A 16,997-nucleotide genomic window follows, 5' to 3' on the forward strand; every position below is an offset into this window, starting at 1 on the left:
GCGGGATACGGGGCGGCAAGCCGCCCCGTAGAGCGCGAATTGCGCAAGCGCAATTCGGATTCCCGCGCAAGCGCGGGAATGGAATTCCGCGAGCGGAATTCCCGAAGGGAATGCAATTCGCGCAAGCGCGAATTGCAGGCGACCGCGCAAGCGCGATCACCCAGGCTGGCTACGAGGGGAGGTGCATCACGTGCGGGACTGTGTAGCGTTTGGGGTTACTACCCACCACCCCCGCAATGAGGGTGACGGACCGTCGGCCCGATCGGGTGCCGGCCCCACCGCAGTGACGGGCTCCGCTACGCTCCACCCTGACCACCCCTCACCCTCGAAATGGGCCGCTTACGTTCACCAATACCCCGCCAGCATACATGCCAATCCGCGATGGCGGAACGGATCGGGGCGGCGCATCACCCGAGCGAGCGAACACACAGCCAACGTGATGCATCAAGCGATGCGGCTGTGTAGCGTTTGGGCTCAGGCTGCACCACCCCGGGCCCCGCCCAAAAACTCACCGAATGAATTTAGATTGCGCGGCCCTGAATAGCTTAGCCACAGAACGGAAGCCCGATATGGGAATGCCGAGATTCGGCATGCGGAGGTACATGAGCCGTTCGGCCGCCAGGCCGTACGGCGGAACCCCCACCGGCACCGGCCACGCCTGCATGCTTTTGAGCGTCACGGCCGGTACAAACCGAGACGCAGCTCCGTTGGTGCCGCCTACGGTCCGCACCCGGTCCGCGGAGCCGCACGCGAAGCCGCCTCAGCCCCGTCCAGGAGCCGACGCGCAGCAGCTGGCGGGCCGCCGGCGGATCGGTCCGCGGCCTCCCCCGCCGGGCCGCAGCCTCGCTGCTGCGTGGAGCGGCTGGAGGGTGCAGCGCAGCCCGTAGGGGGCGCGCCTCTAAAGATCAGATAGACGCGAACCCCTGACCTGCGGAAACGCGAAAGTTATATGCCGCAGCACGCATAGATCTCGGTCGTTCGACCCGAGATCTATGCGCCCTAGCCGACTAGATCTCTCCTGGCTAGAGACACGCCCACGGCATGCATGGATCTCCTGCATAACATCGCAGATCTGCTATGTTATGCGGCATCAACGATCATGAAGGAGGGGCCCGTGGCCCAGCCCTTGCGGCGCAGCGCACAGGCGCCGGCGAAGACGTCTCGGCTGGCCCCTGCACCGCCTCCGTCCGATGCTGTCAACGGCATGGAGTCCGCGAACCTGCTGCTGAAGCGGTTCGAGCAGCTTGCCGAGGGCGGGACCTTTACCAAGGACGCTCCCCGTCGGCCGTACGTCTTCTACGGCACCCAGCACCTGAGCATGTCCCAGGTGATCGAGGACAACCTGTGGAAGTTCAAGCTCTCCGGGATGTCCCGCGACGTCCTGGACCACATGAAGACCAACCACGACGCCGAGGCCCTGGTGGAGATGACCCAGAGCGAGCTCGCCGGGAAGTTCGGCGTCTCGCAGTCGAAGGTCTCCCGGGCGATCACTCAGCTCAGCCACCACAACTTCACCTGGAAGGAGCGCCGGGGCGTCTACCGCCTCCACCCGCTCTACGCTTACCGGTGGGGCAGCGACAAGCAGCGGCGGCTGGTGAGGTCGCTCGGAAAGACGCTGCTGGCCCACGAGATCGTCATCCCGACTGTGAGGAACGAGGCCACGCGATGAGCTCCGCCCCTGTCCCTGGTTTCCACAACCCGGAGATCTTCGAGGTCCTGCCGAACGCCTGCCTGTCGCCGACGGCCCGCGATGTCTTCGACGTCCTGACCGCCCGCCAAGAGCCCGGCGGCGTGGTCCGCATCCGGCAGCAGGACATCGCCGAACGGCTCGGACTGACCCAGTCCGTTGTCTCTCGCGCAATCGGTCAGCTGCGGGACAAGGGCATCCTCAGCGAGCGCCAGCGCAAAGGCGAGGTATTGATCCACCCGCTGCTGGCCGGCTACGAGTCGCTGGCCCACATGGTCAACCACCTCAAGGCCCCCGACACGTTCGTGTGGCCGCTGAACTTCCCCACCGGCGACATCCGGCCCCCGCGGGCCCGAGACGCCCGCACGGGCACCGGCTTCGATCCAGACCCGGACGGCGGCGAGGACGCGCCTGCCCCCGAAGCCCGCCCCACTCTCCGGCTAGCCGGCTGAACCGCCGCCGCACATCGCGCACCACCACGGCGCCCCCCGACCGGGAGGGCGCCGTCGCCGTTTCCGGCCGGGCGCACCCGGGCCGGTAGCAGCAGGTGAACCGGACCGTTCCAGATTTCTGGAACAGCCTGCTGCTCTCCCTTGCTCGCAGAGCAGCACGACGGTGCTGCACGCAGCAGATGTCGCCGCTGCACCGGCGGGGCCTGCCTGCTACCCGTGCAGCACCCTTGTCCCGCCCGGCCCATGTAAATGCTGCGCTGCACCCCGAACACGGCCGTGCTGCACCCGACGTCCACCACCAGGAGCACGAGCAGCACCGAGCAGCAGCACGTGCAGCACGGAGCAGCAGCACCAGGAGCAGCGGCTACAGCACGGTGCCGGACAGGGCCCGGCGGTCCCCGGACATGGCGTAGCGGCGGGCCGCGAGGTCGTGGTCGAGGGGCTCGCCGATCTGGTCGCACAGCAGGGCCAGGACGTCGGCGGCCTCGGTGTCGGAGAGGTACGCCGGGGCGACTTCGAGCATCAGCTCCCCGATCGCATGGCTACTGGCGGCGAGGTCGTCGACGACCTGGCGCAGCGCGGCGACGGTCGGGTCCGCCGGCGGACCGGGCGGCCGCGGTGGCGGGGCGGTGCGGACGTCGCGGACGGCTTGGCGGACCACGGCGCGCACCGTGGCGGTGTCGAGGGCCTGGAGGCCGCTGTGGGCGAGCGCGGCAAGTCGGCGGGTGATGATCTCCGCGACGGTGTCCGTACGGCCGGAGACGGCGATCAGGGCCCGCTGGGAGAGGCCGTAGTCGAGCGTGGCCGCGGCGCCGGGGGCGGTGTCTCGCGTGCGAGACGTCTCGGGGCCGGCGGTGACCGCGCCGTGGATCGCGGTGAGCGCGCGGGCTACGTCGAGGAGCCGGTACGCCTGGGCGTGGCTGATGCCGAACTCCGCGGCGCAGTACGACTCCCAGCTGCGGTGCCCCAGGGGGAGCCAGACGCGGGCGGCGTGCGCGTCGTGCACCCGGGCGGCGAGGACCGCCACGGAGCGCCGGACGTCGTCCATCGCCTCGCGCAGCCCGGCCGTCATCTCCTGGGCGCGGGCCTCGCTCAGCGGCGGCCGCGCCGGTTCGGCGCCGTGCTCCTGGTCCTCGTGCTGCTCGCCCACAAATCCATCGTCCTCCGGGTCGGCGAGCAGCACCAGGGCGTGCGGGAGCACGGACGCGGGCACAGGCCGGCGCCCCGGCGGTACGCAGGCCGGGCGGGATCGTTGGGCCCGGTATGGAGCTGCCGGAGCGGGTCGAGGTGCTGTCGGACGCGGCGTGCGAGGTGTGGGAGGCCGTGGCCAAGGACGGGTGGTCGCCGTCGGCGACGTCGGACACGCTGGCCACCGTGGACGCCTTGGTCGACGCGCTCGCCCGGCTCGGGCCGGAGTTCGCCGAGGTGCTGGCACCCGCGCTCGCCGCGACCGTGGCGGCCCGCGCCCTCTTGGCGGGGTGCGAGGACGGCCAGGAGGTCACCGGCCTGCGGGGCGCGCCCCGGACGGTGGCGGGTCCGGCGTCGGCGGGGCGGCACACCGTTCCAGAATTCTGGATCGCCCGGAACATGGTGGTGGCGGAGCAGCTGTGGTGGGGCGAGCAGGAAGGCCGGGGCGGGCCGCTCGCGGACATGTTCGCCGCGCTGCCGCCCCGCGCCATGGAGGAGGCGGTCACCCGGCGCTTGGACGGCGAGGTCTGGCCGGAGGTGCTGGAGGACCTGACCCGCCGCCACGCAGGCCGTACGGGCCCGTCTCACAGGCTCACAGGCTCACAGCTCACCCCGTCTACCTGGGGAAACGGCCTATGAGTCTCCTAGCCTCACAGCGTGACCCCGAGTGCGGGGCGGGTCTGTCACGCTGATCCGCGACGGCGGGCGCGGGCCCGCCGCACGACGCGGAGGGGGCCCGGTGGCGGGGATCGAGCGGAAGCCGGCGGAGGTACGGATACCGAAGACGGCGCTGGACGCCTTCGCCGTGGCCATGAGCGTGCGCACCGTGGCGATGCGGAAGTGGCCGAACGACGGCCTGGAGTGGATGTACCCGGTGGGCACGTGGGAGGACGAGCACCTGGAGGTGGCGCTCCTGCCCGGCGGCGAAGAGGTGTGGCTGCGGATGTCCACTGACCGCTCCAGCGTCGCCGTGTGGACCATCGAGCAATGGTGGGCCTTCTCCGGGGAGCTGCCCGGCGCGACGCCGCCGCCGGCCTGAGCCGCGGATCGGCCGGCGCACGGACGGCGGAGGCCGGCGTGGCCCCGGCGGGCCCGGATCGTTGAGCACCCGGCCGCCCGGCGGGGTACTGGCCGCCGGAGCGACGCGAGCGAGGACCGATGCCGAAGAAGCCCCACGATCCGACGTACGGGTTCGACGCGGAGACGAACACGGTCCGGGTCGATCAGCACGACCTGGCGCGGCTGCTGCTGATGTTCCGCAAGGTGATGCGCGAGCAGCCGCCCGGCAAGTGGAAGCACATGCACGACTACGACCTGTCCTTCGAGCGCCTCGCGGACGCGGTCGACGCCAGCTCGGAGCTCCGGTACGGCAAGCGCTGGACGGGGCCTGATGTGCGGATGCGCTGCACCACGACCGAGGCGGTGTACACCTGGCCAGAGGGCGCCCCGTACGACGGGGAGGGAACGTTCACCTGGATGGTGCCGGGCTACGGCTCGCACGCCACCAAGGACGAATCCTTCCGGGGCGTCACGCACAAGGCGCTGTGCGGGTTCAGCTGGGCGAAGGGCGACCGGCCGCGCCGCGTGGAGGGCCTGCCGGAGTGCCCGGAGTGCCGGCGCGAAGTGGAGCTCGGTGCCGATCGGCCCCGCGGCGCCTGGTGACAACGTCGTTGTCGCCGGGTGGCTACTGGTGGATACGGCCGTGGCTACGATCGGAAACGCCCTGACCCCGGCAGTTGCGATGCCGGGGTCAGGGCGTTGTCGCGGGTGGCTATCCGAGCCAGGTGATGGTGAGGACGGACAGGCGGCGCAGGGGCCGGTTCACCCAGTAGGTGAGGGAGAGCTGGCCGACGGAGGCGTAGCGGACGTCTTCGCCTTCGGGGTCGTCGGCGTTGAACTGCCGGAACCCCCAGGGGTCGGCTGAGGCGGCGTCCAGGACGTCCCAGACGGTGTCCTCTGCGTGCTCGGGGAGCGCGTCGAGGACCTTGGCGGCCGGGGCGGAGAAGCGGACCGCGTACGGCTGTGCGGTCACCGGCGCCTGCCGCGGAGCTCCGCCATGTCGATGAAGTCGCTGTCGTCGTAGCCGGAGGCGACGAACGCGTCGACGGCGGGGGCGGAGGCGATGAGGCCCTGCCACTCCTGGACGACCTCGTAGAGGCCGCCGAGGGAGAACGTGCGGCGTGATTCCTCGAGCGCGGCCGCCCACTGCCGCTCGAAGGCCGGCACCCAGGAGTCGGCGCGCGCGTCGGCGCGCAGCTGGGCGAGGAGTTCGGCCGGCGCCCCGGGCGCGGGGGCGTAGGTGGTGACGGGGGCGTGGTCGGGCTGCGCGCTCATCTGGTCCTCCCGGCGGGTCGTCACCTCACCGTACGCGCGCCGGGTGGCCGTGGATGCGGTCATGGACAGATCCCCTTCTACCGGGTGCTCTGCACGACGATGTGGCCGAAGCCGAACCCGGGCCGGCTGGTGGCGTAGCGGAAGCCGGTCAGGATGGCGCCGAGGGCGGTGTCCATCGCGGAGCGGACTACCTCGTAGCGGACGACGGCCTCGTGGTCCGTGCGGTCGGCTTCGACCATGTCGAGCGCCGCGCGGTCGAGGCGGGCGTTGGGCAGCCAGTCCACGACGACCTGGGCGTCGTCGTTGATGTAGACCACGACGCCGCCCTGGTCCTCGTCGGTGAGCGGCTGGGGCGGAGCGACGTGCAGGCCGGCGGCGGCCAGGTCGAGCCGTACCTGTTCGAGGAGCAGCTCGGGGGTGAGAGGAGGAAGCCCGTCGGCCAGGTCGAGGAGGGTGGCCGCTTCCTCCTCCTGGCGCTGGTAGTCGTCGGCGGCCTGACGGTTCGCGTTCCGTTCGGCGTCGTTCTTCGGGTCCGGATACGGGTAATTGATGCTTGGCATAAAGGGCTCCGAATTCAGTATTCGAGATCGAGGTAGTCGATGTCGTTGATGGCGACGTCCGACAGTCCCATGGCGCGCCCGCCATTGTCCTGGAAATAGACTTCCTTAAACCCTTCGGCGATGATCCCACGCATCTCCTGGTCGCTGGCCCCGGTGTCGCGGGCGTCGAACAGTCGCTGGGCGTACGTCGCGGGGAGCTTGACGGTGAGGCGGCGGAAGCGGCCGTCGTCGGTCGATCCCTCCGAGGAGTGGTAGCCGAAGCGGGCCCGGGTCTCCACCGTGATCCCGCTGGCGGCGGCCTTCTTGTGCCGGCGCTTGCGCACCTGGGGCTGCCAGCGGGAGCGGACGGCGTTGTCGATTTTCGAGGCGATGTCCTTGGGCGGGTTCCTGCGGGCGCCGCGCCGGTAGCGGTTGACGGAGTCGGCGGTGATGCCGAGCTCCGCCGCCACGGCCTTCGCGGTCCCCAGCTGCTTGAGCAGGAAGTTGATGCGGCCCGGGAGGGTCTTGGGCGGCTCGCGGGTGAAGCCTTCCCGGTCGGCCCGCTCGATGGCGTCCTCGATCTCCCCCACCGTCTACTCCCCTTCGTCCAGGACGGCGTCGCCGCCCTTGATGTGCCGGGCCGGGTTGAGGCCCTTCTCCATGAGATCGACGGCCCAGGCCATCTCCTGGACGCCTTCGAGCTTCGCCCGGCCCGGGGTGGGGCCGAGGATGAAGGCGCCGGGCTGCGGCTTGCCGGACGCCGCGTACGGGAGGAAGTCCAGCGGGCTGGCGCTGGGGGCCGGGTAGACGACGCAGTCCGACAGCACGGCCAGCGGGTACAGACCGGTCATCTTCGCCATGTTCGCCAGCTTGCGGTGCATGTTGACGCGCGCCTTGCTGATGACGGCGGCCCGGATGTCCGGGCGCCAGGTCGGCCGCATCATGGCCGGCCACGGCTCGCCGTCCTTGTGGCCCTTGCCCTGCGGGTTCTCGAACAGCTTCCCGATGCCGCCCTTGATCGTGCCCTTCACCGCGGCGAGCACGGCGGTCAGCACCGGGTCGACCTGCTTGTGCTGCTCCATCGCCGCCAGGAACTCGGCGTCGGTGAGGTCCTTGGTGACGCCCATGTCGGCGAGGGTGTCGACGTAGGCATCCTTGAGCCGGTCGTGCCACGGGTCGAGGTACGCGCCGGTCTCGCGCCGCAGGTACGCCTCCAGGATCTCGACGTTGTAGCCGAGCTCCTGGGCGTAGGCGACGGTGTGAGTCTGGTACCAGGCCGGTCCCGTCGGGCGGGTGCCGTCCGGCGTGAACGGTGAGGGCAGGCGCGGGTCGATCTCCACGTGGGAGAGGTCGACCAGCCACGAGCCGGGGATCTTGGGGTTGAACTTGGGGCCGACGAAGTGGTCCGGGGCCGACAGGCCGACCACGAGTCGGGCGGCGGCCGCGAGGAACGCCGTGTTCAGGTCGAGGCCCACCGCGTACGGGAGCAGGCACTCCTCGTCGGTGAGCGTCTCCACCGGCCGCACCCACTGGAACGCCTCCTCCCGGAGGAAGCCGCCCTTCCAGCCGATGTGGAAGACGGCGGGGTGCTCGATCTGGCCCTCCGGCGGGGCGGGGTCCATCGGCTCCGTGCCCAGCGAGCCGGGGTTGTGGCCGGAGATCCAGTTGCCGGTCTCCTCGTCGCGCACCGGGCGGGTGGGCGGGCGCAGTGCGGTCATCAGCTCCAGGCCGGAGACGGCGGTGCTGCCGCGCGGGGTGGACACCCGCTGGGCGTAGAGGCCGAGGACCTGGGCGATGTCGGCCGGCTCCATGTCCGCGACGCCGGGCCAGGAGCGGGCATCGAGCGCGTCCCAGGGCAGGATCGCGAGCTGCACGCACTGACGCTGGGCACCCTGCGCCTTGCGGTAGATGCGGGCCCAGGGGCCGAAGCCGCGCTGGGTGAGCTGCCACTTCGCCTTGAGGACCTGCTTGACGACCGGGTGGTCCTCCTCCAGGCGCAGTCCGCGGCGGTCCTCCAGGCGCTCGGGGAGTCCGAGCTTCACGGCGGCCGTGGCGGTGAGGACGATCAGGGGGTCGGCGTCCTTGCCGTTGCGGTGCAGCTTCGGCGCGCCGAGGCCGGCCTCGCGCAGCGTCCACTCCACCAGCTCCACGACCGTGGTCGCCGGGCAGTCGAGCACGATGCCGCCGACGCCGTACGCGGAGCCGTCGCCATCAAGCACGGCCAGCGGACCGTTGGGGAACCGCGGGTCCAGCGCGGGCGCGGGCTTGGCTGCCTTCTTCGCGGCGGGGCGGCGCGAGGTGGTCGCGGGGCGGGCGGCCGGGCGCTCCGGCGTGGCCGGGGCGGCGGGCGCCTCCACCGGCGCGGCGACCTCCGGGTCGGGCGCGGCCGGGCCGGTGAACGTCTCCGGCACCGACTGCGGCACGGCCACCGGGGCCGGTGCCGAGGCGGAGGGAGCTCCGTGGGCGGGGTACTTCGCCGCCCACCCGTTCAGCAGCCGCTGGTACGCCTCCAGGCGCGGCGACTTCGGCTCGGAGCGGCCGTTCTCGTAGTTCTTGACCGTCTGCACGGTCGATTTCAGCGCGGTCGCGAGGCGGGCCTGGGTGATGCCGGCGGCCTCACGCAGACGGGCGCGTTCCGCCGGGGGCGGGAGCTGCGGCTCCTCCTCCAGCAGGGCGTCGATGTTCGCGAACAGCTCTTCCTCGGATGCCATGTGGATCTCCTTTCGTGCCCTCACCCTAGCACTGTTTACCCTAGCGTTTAACCCATTTTTTTAACCCGTTCGGATTCTTTGGACGGGCGGGAAATGGACGGTTCGGAGGGGTAGCCGCAGGCCCTGGCTCACACCTGACAGCCTCATCGCGCACCGTCTCCACCTGCGAAAACACCGTGTGAGGCTCGTAGGTGGAGCGTCACGCTGTCTGCTCCAGGCGGCGCGGCGTAGGCACGGTGCGACCGGCCTTCTCGGCTCGGGCCCGGCGCAGCGCGGCGGCCTCGGTCACCGCGGCCTGGCGGCGCCGCTGGAGGCGGGCCTGCTCGATCGGGGCCGGCGCATCGTCGGCGAGGACGTCGGGCTCAGGAAACGCCCGGCGCGACAGCTCGCGCATCGCCCTCGTCTGCCGCTCCACCGCGGCCGCGATGCCCAGATCCACCCGGGACGGCGGCGCGGCCTGGCGGTGCGCCTCGATCGCGAGGCGGTACCCGTCCGGCGGCGGCCGGCGCTCCACCGAAACGGCGGGCACGTCGGGCTCCGGTGCGACATCGGCGCGGTCGGGCATCGGCACGGCGCCGGGCGGCAGGATCCGCAGGGCGCTCACGACCTGACGGCCCGCTGCCTTGTTGGCGGCCGCGATGACGCGGGTCTGCTCCAGGCGGGCCTTCGTCGCCCACGCGGACGTCTCCGGGCACACGGTGAGCCGGCCGGAGTCCACGTCGAACCCGACAGCCACAACGTGCCCGGCGAGCTCCGGCGCGATGGCCGCCCACCGCTCCCGCAGGGTGGCGCCGGCGGCCGGGAGCTCCCAGGCCCGTTCGGTAACCAGCACGCCGATCGCCGCGCCCAGGCCCATCGGCTCGCGCCCGTCGCGCCGCACCGTCGTGCCGGTCCGCGGCTTCCTCTTCGCCTTCTGGCCGCTGCCGTTCTTCCGGGCCTGCTCCATCGCGGCCCGCAGCGCGACCCGGGCCAGGTCGACCCCGGACACCTCGCCGCCGCTCACGCCTGCCCCCAGGTGGAGTAGCCGAGGCCCAGGTGCCCGAGCCGGGAGTGGTGGTGCGCCTGGTCGACCACCTGGTTGCTGAACAGGCGCCTGGCCGACGGCTCGCCGTAGCGGTCGATGTGGTCGAAGACGACCTGGTGGTCCTTCATCCCGCGCACCCGCCAGTCCCGCACCTGGTCGGGAGTCAGGTCCTCGAGGACCAGCTCCTGGTCCTCGTCGACGTCGGCGGTCTCCAGGCCCGGGGCAGGGACTGCAGCGGCCGAGCGCGGCGCGGGCAGGACGACCGGAGCCACCGGCGCGGCCGGGACGACGTCCTCGGGCTGCGCGGCCGCCGCGGCTTCGGCGCGGGCCTGAGCTGCGGCGGCCTGCCGGGCCCGGTGCTGCTCCCACTCGTACGCCTTCGCCCACGCCCTGGCCGTCACGTCCTGGTGCAGCTGCTGCGCGGTTGCCGCCCGCCGCTCCGCCTCCGAGGCGCCGGGCATCGCGGCGTCGACGGCGGCCGCGACCGCGCGGCGCTGGTCGCGGCGGTCTTCGTGCTTCTCCGCGCAGCGCGGGCAGTCCCGGCCGGAGTCGAGCAGCACCCGGTCGTCGCACCGCACGTCGCCGCACTGCTGACGCTGGGGCAGGGCCAGGCCGATCAGCCAGCCCACCGGGTCCGCGATCGGCTTGCCCAGCCGCATCTGGGTCTCCAGGTGCCGGGCGAGCCGGTCGGCGAGGACCTGCGGAGCGTCCGTACGGCCGGCGAACCCGACCACCCGCTCCAGCTCGCTGCGCGCGGCGGCCTCCACCAGGCGGCGGGCGGCGGGACGCTCCAGGCGCGCCCAGACCAGGTCGACCGGAGCCAGGACGGCCCGCAGGTCCTCCGGCGGCAGAGCCACCCTCCCCCGCTGCTGCCTGCCCTGACCTCCGCCGCCCACGACCCGCACCGGAGCACCGGCCACCGGCCCGCGGCCGCCGTTCCCGCCCTTGCCGACCGGGGACTTCTCCTGCTGTTCCCCGCGCAGCGGGCCGCCGTCCTCGCGCACGCACGCGCGGTCCGGCAGATCACCGGACCCACCACGGCCTTCGCCGGAAAAACCACCAGAGAGAGCGAGGGGAGAGACGGGAGTAACCAGGTGAGGGTGATCAGTGTGAAGGGCTGCCGCAACGTCGGGGTCTGCAACATCCGCCACATCCGTCACCCGCACACCGCTGACCTGCGACTCTTCGTCCAGCTCCGGCGCCTCACCAGCCCTTGCCGCAACGTCGGGGTCTGAAAACTCGGGCTCCGGGGCCTGCGCACGGTCCTCCTGGACGGCGTCGGCGACCGTACGGCCATGCGCGGCGGCGACCGCCGGCACCATCAGCCGCGACCGGCTCCGCAGGCCCGAGCCCGTCCGCAGACGCACCCGCAGCACCAGCTCCCGGTCCTCCAGGCGCTCCAGCACCCGCTCGCCCGCCGACGCCGTGCACCCCAGCAGCCGGGCCACCGTCGCCGCCGCGCGGCCGCGCTTGGTGTCCACCGTTCCGCCGCACTGCCGCACCCGACCGGTCTCCCGCGCCTCCAGCACCAGCAGCAGCAGCGCGAGGCGGTCCGTCGCCGCGCCCCGACCGGTACGCGTACCGATCAGCCCGGCCGGAGTGACCCGGCCGTCCCGGTGCGTCCAGCCCGGACCCATCACGGCCTCCAGCAGCCGCCACAGGGTGGCGTACTCCTTCTTCGCCAGGTTCAGCGGGTGCCCGACGACGTCCTGCGCCGCCCACAGCGGCAGCACCTTGCACTCCAGGCCGTCGTCCTGCCCGTACTCGCCCGGCGCCGTCTCCACGGAGACCACGCCCGAGCGGCGCAGCACCGGCAGCACATCGGAGGCCGTGTACGACGCGGACGCCCCGATCCACCGGCCCAGCTCGGAGGTGCGGATCTCCACCACACCGGTCTCCGACGGCGTACGCGACGCCAGCACCAGCACCGCCAGGCGCGCCGCGTCCGACGCCCCGGCCAGGCCGGCCGTGTCCAGCAGCATCCGCACCGCGCCACCCAGACGGGCGCGCGCGTCCGGACCGAGCGACAGCGGATGACCCGCCGCCCGCTCCGGGACCGGCCCGGCCGGGACGGACCGCAGCCGACGCCGCGAGCTCCCGCCCGGCGGGACGTCGACGGAGTTGTCGACGACGTCCCAGAAGTCGTGGTCCACCGCGGCGGCCGACGCCGCCCCCGCGCTCACAGGGACATCCCCGAGGTCAGCGGGGCGGCCGACCCGGGGCCGAGTGTGTGACAGTTGGGGGGTGTGATGTACGTCACAATCCCGCCAGGGGGGACACCGCAACCTGCGGGAATCACCCCAGAGGGGGTAGGGGCCTGGTCGTGGTCGACCTGACAAGTGGACCGGAGCTCGTGCACTATGGCGATACCAGCCTTCATATGGATCAACGCGGACGGCCCCCTGGCAGGGGCTCGACTCGATGGCTCGTGTGATGGGCGAAGGCCAGCGGCGGATCTCCTTCCTCTCGGTGGTTTTCGAACTGGTGTTTCGAAGCCCTTGGCGGGGCCTCGGAACGTGAAGCGGCACTTCGGTGTTGCTGACCGCGAAGCCCCTTGGCGGGGGCCCGCGGGTACTGCTGGACCTGGGAAGGGCCCTTGTGGTCCTGGCTAGGGACCGGTGCAGTGGCCCTGATAAGGGGCCGGGACAAAATGAGCGGCTTGATAAGCCGCGGCTCAGGACCGGTGACAGCCGGGACCTGAGCGGACCGCTCTGGTGGCGAATCCAGGCGGTAGACGGGCCGCGCGGGGCCGAAGAGGATGGCTAGTCCACTTCTTCTTGGCGCGCGCGGCCGATGGCCGGCTAGGTCATCCCAACCCCCTGAATGCGGAGGCTGGCGTCAGCATGCCCAGGCGCGCACCCGATGGCGTGATCGCGATGGAGGAACGGCGAAGCTGCGCGTGTAGTTCCGCGTCGGCGGGTAACGTTCATCCCGCGAGCACCTCCCATCAAGGTGTGTCGCCCAACGAGGCTCAGCCCCGTTCGAGATGCCCCAGCAGACCATGCCCGGTCGCTGGGGTTCTCGTCGTTATGGATCACTGCTGGGCACAGCCTAACCGCACGACCGGACAGAACTGCGGGACGAATTCGAGAAGCGTCCGAGGTGCCCGGAATGCCGCGCCCGCCTGACGGGAAGCGCGAAGCAATTTGCCCGCCACACGGGAAACTCATTGGCCACCCCGCAGTTCACGGAGATGGGTGACGAACTCCTGCGCCTCGGACGCGTGTCCGTAGTGCGTCTGGAGCGCCTGCCCGAGGTCAGCGGCCACCATCGCGAGGCTGGGCAGCGACTTCCGCTCCCCGGCCAGGGCTCGCTCCCCGTAGGCGAGCGCGGTGTCCAGGTCACCCTCGCGCGCGGCGACCACCCCGAGCGTGACGCGGGCCTCCGCGATCCGCATGGGCGACCGCTCCGTCCCGTCGAAATCCGTACCCGCCCGGATGACCTCGTGGGCCAGCTGCTCCGCGAGGCGGTTCTCGGCGGACTTCCTGTATGCGTCCATGCGGTAGAAGTCGTATTTCGCGGGGTCGACCACAAAGTGATTCTCGATGTTCTCGGGGTACGGCAGGAGTTCGAGGATCTGGCGTCCCTTGTCGAGCGCGACCTCGGTCTGCGACCGGTCGCCCAACCGGGCCCATGCCTTGGCCTGCTGCGCGTACAGCTGCGCGGCGACGCTCTCGGTGGGTGCCACGGCGATGCCGGCCTCCGCGGCCGCGATGACGCCGCGGTAGTCACCCCGGGTCAGCGCGAACCACGCCCTCATCTCGTGCGCCCAGCCCTGCACGCTCAGCTCCCCGGCCTCCTGACCGAGCATCAGCGCGGCCTGCCGGGTGGCCTCCGCGTCGCGGGGCCGGCCGGAGTCGTACTCGACACAGCCCACCAGGAGCGACAGCTTCCCGGCGAGCGCGATGATCTCGCGGTGCTGCGCCAGGCTGACCCGCTGGTGCTGGAGGCCGACGACGCGGGCCAGCCACGCCTTGCCCTCCAGGAGCAGCTGGCCGGCGGGCAGGTACGCGTACTCGCAGCACAGCCGATCCGCCGTGATCCGCAGCGCGTCCAGAGTCGCCACGTCCACGTCCGACGCCCGCAGCCGCGCGATGATGTCCACGGTGTCCATACCGCTGACCTGCAAGATTTCTGCGCGTCCGTCGCGGCGGGACTTCTCCGGGAAGAACGCGCCGGTCGTCGTGCCGAAGGTCTGCGCGATGGCGGACCTGTACTTCACGGGCTGAGCGTCCCCCGCTTCCCAGCGCTTCCACTGCCTGAGCAGGTCCTGCTCGCTCACGACCTGGTCGTCGGGGAGCCGGACCATCAGCGCACGGACGGCGTCGGCCTGCGACCAGTCCCTTGCCGCGCGCTCTTCGACCATCCGGCGTGCCCAGTCGGGACGCTCATCCATCGCCGTTCCCCTTCGCCGTACGGTCCAGCGGCGCAGCCTGCTCGACAGGGTGATGCCCGAGCGGAGGCCGGCCCTTCTGCGGGCGAGCATGGCACGGCCCCTTGATCGCGCGGAGGTGACAAGTGCCGGTGACATTCCAGATGTCACCGGCAGTCGTCACTTTGCGCAGCGTCTCAAGGGGCGCACGGTGTGTGCCGTTCACACGAGTCGATCCATGTCCCACGGGGAGGCGAACGGCGCATGCTGAGTTCCGTCCAGCGGTGGCGAATCGAAGAAGCGCGGAGTGCGGTAGGTGCTCCACGGCTCCTCCTTCGCAGCGGTCATGGTGATCGGAATCAGCGGCTTTCGCATGCGTTCTACGGAGCGATCTCCGAGGCGGCGCGTCGGGCCTGGAGCACGTACGCGTATGCCGTCCCAAGGTGCCCGTACATGCTGCTGTCGTCTCCCGCGAGGGCCGACGCTGCCGATTCGGCGGCGCGCTCCAACTGGCGAGCGACGGAGGCCGGGATGCCTGCGGAGGCGAACTCCCGCAACGCCTCCGCCACCTCCGTGAGGCCGACGCCCTCGGGAAGGCCGCTCGACCCTTCGACACCCGCGAGTGCGGGAATCCACCCCGTGTCTGTATCCAGGGAGCTGCGGAGTTCTTCCACCAGCTCGGGGGCCGTGAGGCGCTGCTCGTTCATTCGGGGGTCCGTTTCCAGCAGTCCAGAAGGGCCAGCGGCGGCGCCCCGGCGGGACCGGGACGCCGATCGCAAAGGGGTGTCAGGCGAGCGGAGCGGCGTAGCGCAGCTTCCAGCCCTTCCCCAGAACGTGCTGGGTGACCTCGACAACGCGGCCATCAGCCGTCGCACCGATGTGGTTGATGGTCAGGACCTCCGCGCCCTCCGGCAGACCGAGGCGGGTGGCTTCCTCCGGGGTCGCCTCGCGAAGCTCGATGTCCTCGGTGGCGGCGTCGCCCTGGTCGTACCCGGCTTCCTTCATCCGGCTGATGATGCCCCCGACGCCGGTCTCCACCTGCTCGATGCCCGCGGCCTCCGCGACGTCGGCCGGGATGTACGTGGTGACGAGCTGGATGACGCGCTCACCGTCGAACATCTCGCGAGCCCGCACGACGACGTCGCCGTCGACGCCCAGGAGCTCCGCGACATCCGCCGGCGCGGCGGCGCGGCTGACGGTTACCTCCGTGCGGGGGCTGCGGCCGGACCGGCGCAGCTCAGCGTCGAACGCGCCGCGGGCGCCGTTCTCCTCGCGCTGGTCGGTGGTGTAACGGGTGCGTGCGTCCCGCAGAATCAGGCCGCTGTCGTCGATTCGGTTGCTGGCCATGTGCTGAATGCTCCTCGCTGGTGGGGTTATGGATCTTTGTTCCGCTCCGACGCTGACCACGTCAGCGTGGATGCTCGCTGGTCAGCCGGTGCCCGGCGTGTCGATGGCCCACTCGTAGGAGAGCCGCCATTTGGACCGAGGCAGAACGTGCAGGCAGATTTCGACGATCCGCCCCTCGGCCGTCAGCCCCTGGTGGGTGATCTCCAAGACGGCCTGCTCGGCCGGGATGCCGAGGGCTTTGGCCTCTTCGGGAGTCGGGGAACGTACCTCGATCTCCTCCCGCAGACGGATCTGCTTGAATCCGGCCTCTGCCATACGGGACTTGCTGCCCCCTACGCCGGGCGCCTTTTCGGCGAGCGCCGGACAGGCGTCTATGACGTCTGGGGGAAACCAGGAAGTCGCCACTTGGACGACTTCCATCGCTTCGGTGTTGCCAGGCAGGCATACGGACATGAGCCGCTCGCGCTTGACGGTCTTTGCCCTGTGGTGCATCTCGAAGATGTCGCTGACTTTCTTCGGCGGTACGTCCTTGGCGATGGTGACGACGTTCTTGAAGTCGAACCCCTTCGCCCTCATCTCAGCCTCGAACGCGCCGACGGCGCCCCCAGCCTCGCGGAAGCCGGGCTGGTATCGACTGGTTCGGTCCGACACGATCTTGTCGATGACCAGCGAGACGTAGGTTCCCTTGCCGCGGCGGGAGAAGACCAACCCCTCGTCTTCGAGCAGGCCGTAGACATCGCGCGCGGTCTGGTAGGCGACGCCGTGTTCCTGCTGGAGCTGAGGCACGCCAGGCAGGCGCGACCCAGGTGCGAGTGTGCCTCGCTCGATTCTGTCTCGAATCTCGGACGCGATCCGTTCGACCTTCCCGGGCTCCTTCTGCGTGGTAGCCACTGCTCCCCCTCTCGTCCGCATCGTGCGGTCGGCGAATCTCGCCGACCGGTCCGCACAGCATCGCATGTCTAGTTGTTTCTCGAAAGCTGGGGCGCGACACGGATTAAGAAGGCTAGAGAAACACCAGGTCAGAGGTGGTCTAGGAAACTGCTTAGCTAGACAGGTTGACCCAGGCGCAATAGTGCTGTTCTATCGAGATGCGCCAGCGAGCGGTGAGTAGCCGCTTGCAGGGCGTAGCCGGTGTTGTTCCTGTACGTCCGGACAGCGCCACCTGAACTACCGCAGCAGATCGCCACTTCGGTGGCCGGAGTCCAAAGCCCCAGCCGCCTCGGTGGCCGGAGCCCGAGGCACCTCTAACTCCTCCGCCCATGATCTGCGGCGAGTACCACCCCGCAGCGCTGATGCGTTGTCTGTCCCTCAGGACGCCGGCTTGCCGTGCGGCCTGGAGGGCG

General features: G+C 71.0%; 18 protein-coding genes. 5 read left to right on the forward strand and 13 right to left on the reverse strand.

From position 1 onward, the window contains the following. Positions 1-1,204 precede the first annotated feature (1,204 nt). Together ACFVS6_RS36035 and ACFVS6_RS36040 are read left to right on the forward strand one after the other, a co-directional pair. Entirely contained in the window at positions 1,205-1,669 is a 465-nt protein-coding gene (locus ACFVS6_RS36035) for a replication/maintenance protein RepL (protein WP_389710763.1), read from the forward strand. Then, positions 1,666-2,139, forward strand: coding sequence for a helix-turn-helix transcriptional regulator (locus ACFVS6_RS36040; RefSeq protein WP_376343095.1), 474 nt, complete (start codon positions 1,666-1,668; stop codon positions 2,137-2,139). The genes ACFVS6_RS36035 and ACFVS6_RS36040 overlap by 4 nt, the downstream gene beginning before the upstream one ends. Before the next feature lie 364 nt (positions 2,140-2,503). Here ACFVS6_RS36040 and ACFVS6_RS36045 read toward each other — a convergent pair whose 3' ends face one another. Beyond that, positions 2,504-3,352, reverse strand: a complete 849-nt coding sequence (locus ACFVS6_RS36045; RefSeq protein WP_389710764.1) for a hypothetical protein — start codon at positions 3,350-3,352, stop codon at positions 2,504-2,506. 50 nt (positions 3,353-3,402) lie between these two features. On the opposite strand from ACFVS6_RS36045, the gene ACFVS6_RS36050 reads away from it, so the two are divergent. The 3 genes from ACFVS6_RS36050 to ACFVS6_RS36060 all read left to right on the forward strand — a co-directional run bounded on the left by ACFVS6_RS36050 (position 3,403) and on the right by ACFVS6_RS36060 (position 4,989). Then, entirely contained in the window at positions 3,403-3,966 is a 564-nt protein-coding gene (locus ACFVS6_RS36050) for a hypothetical protein (RefSeq protein WP_389710765.1), read from the forward strand. A 100-nt stretch (positions 3,967-4,066) separates the two neighbouring features. Continuing rightward, positions 4,067-4,366, forward strand: a complete 300-nt coding sequence (locus tag ACFVS6_RS36055) for a hypothetical protein (RefSeq protein WP_389710766.1) — start codon at positions 4,067-4,069, stop codon at positions 4,364-4,366. A gap of 119 nt (positions 4,367-4,485) precedes the next feature. Further along, positions 4,486-4,989, forward strand: coding sequence for a hypothetical protein (locus ACFVS6_RS36060; RefSeq protein ID WP_389710767.1), 504 nt, complete (start codon positions 4,486-4,488; stop codon positions 4,987-4,989). A gap of 109 nt (positions 4,990-5,098) precedes the next feature. On the opposite strand, the gene ACFVS6_RS36065 is transcribed toward ACFVS6_RS36060, so the two are convergent. The 12 genes from ACFVS6_RS36065 to ACFVS6_RS36120 form a co-directional block, all read right to left on the reverse strand. Then, positions 5,099-5,359 carry a hypothetical protein gene (locus tag ACFVS6_RS36065; protein ID WP_389710768.1) on the reverse strand — a complete coding sequence of 87 codons (261 nt, stop codon included), beginning with the start codon at positions 5,357-5,359 and terminating at the stop codon, positions 5,099-5,101. Further along, entirely contained in the window at positions 5,356-5,661 is a 306-nt protein-coding gene (locus tag ACFVS6_RS36070) for a DUF6247 family protein (RefSeq protein ID WP_389710825.1), read from the reverse strand. The genes ACFVS6_RS36065 and ACFVS6_RS36070 overlap by 4 nt, the downstream gene beginning before the upstream one ends. 77 nt (positions 5,662-5,738) lie before the next feature. After that, complete coding sequence (locus ACFVS6_RS36075) at positions 5,739-6,221, reverse strand: hypothetical protein (RefSeq protein ID WP_389710769.1); 483 nt, start codon at positions 6,219-6,221, stop codon at positions 5,739-5,741. 14 nt (positions 6,222-6,235) lie between these two features. After that, entirely contained in the window at positions 6,236-6,790 is a 555-nt protein-coding gene (gene tpg / locus ACFVS6_RS36080) for a telomere-protecting terminal protein Tpg (RefSeq protein ID WP_389710770.1), read from the reverse strand. A 3-nt stretch (positions 6,791-6,793) separates the two neighbouring features. After that, a complete protein-coding gene (gene tap / locus ACFVS6_RS36085) occupies positions 6,794-8,911 on the reverse strand; it encodes a telomere-associated protein Tap (RefSeq protein ID WP_389710771.1) in 2,118 nt (705 codons plus the stop codon). 199 nt (positions 8,912-9,110) lie between these two features. Continuing rightward, positions 9,111-9,914 (reverse strand): DciA family protein, encoded by an 804-nt coding sequence (locus ACFVS6_RS36090; protein ID WP_389710772.1) that lies wholly within the window; start codon positions 9,912-9,914, stop codon positions 9,111-9,113. After that, the gene (locus ACFVS6_RS36095) at positions 9,911-12,118 is read right to left on the reverse strand and encodes a hypothetical protein (protein ID WP_389710773.1); all 2,208 of its coding nucleotides are present in this window, start codon (positions 12,116-12,118) and stop codon (positions 9,911-9,913) included. The genes ACFVS6_RS36090 and ACFVS6_RS36095 overlap by 4 nt, the downstream gene beginning before the upstream one ends. Positions 12,119-13,101: 983 nt before the next feature. Continuing rightward, complete coding sequence (locus tag ACFVS6_RS36100) at positions 13,102-14,331, reverse strand: XRE family transcriptional regulator (protein ID WP_389710774.1); 1,230 nt, start codon at positions 14,329-14,331, stop codon at positions 13,102-13,104. A 198-nt stretch (positions 14,332-14,529) separates the two neighbouring features. Continuing rightward, entirely contained in the window at positions 14,530-14,682 is a 153-nt protein-coding gene (locus ACFVS6_RS36105) for a hypothetical protein (RefSeq protein WP_389710775.1), read from the reverse strand. A 5-nt stretch (positions 14,683-14,687) separates the two neighbouring features. Next, positions 14,688-15,014, reverse strand: a complete 327-nt coding sequence (locus ACFVS6_RS36110) for a hypothetical protein (RefSeq protein WP_389710776.1) — start codon at positions 15,012-15,014, stop codon at positions 14,688-14,690. A 79-nt stretch (positions 15,015-15,093) separates the two neighbouring features. Continuing rightward, positions 15,094-15,654, reverse strand: a complete 561-nt coding sequence (locus ACFVS6_RS36115) for a UTRA domain-containing protein (protein ID WP_389710777.1) — start codon at positions 15,652-15,654, stop codon at positions 15,094-15,096. Between the two features lie 81 nt (positions 15,655-15,735). Then, entirely contained in the window at positions 15,736-16,545 is an 810-nt protein-coding gene (locus ACFVS6_RS36120) for a GntR family transcriptional regulator (RefSeq protein WP_389710778.1), read from the reverse strand. Positions 16,546-16,997 lie beyond the last annotated feature (452 nt).

Origin of the sequence: Streptomyces sp. NPDC057939, from assembly GCF_042887545.1 — a bacterium.
Classification (GTDB): domain Bacteria; phylum Actinomycetota; class Actinomycetes; order Streptomycetales; family Streptomycetaceae; genus Streptomyces.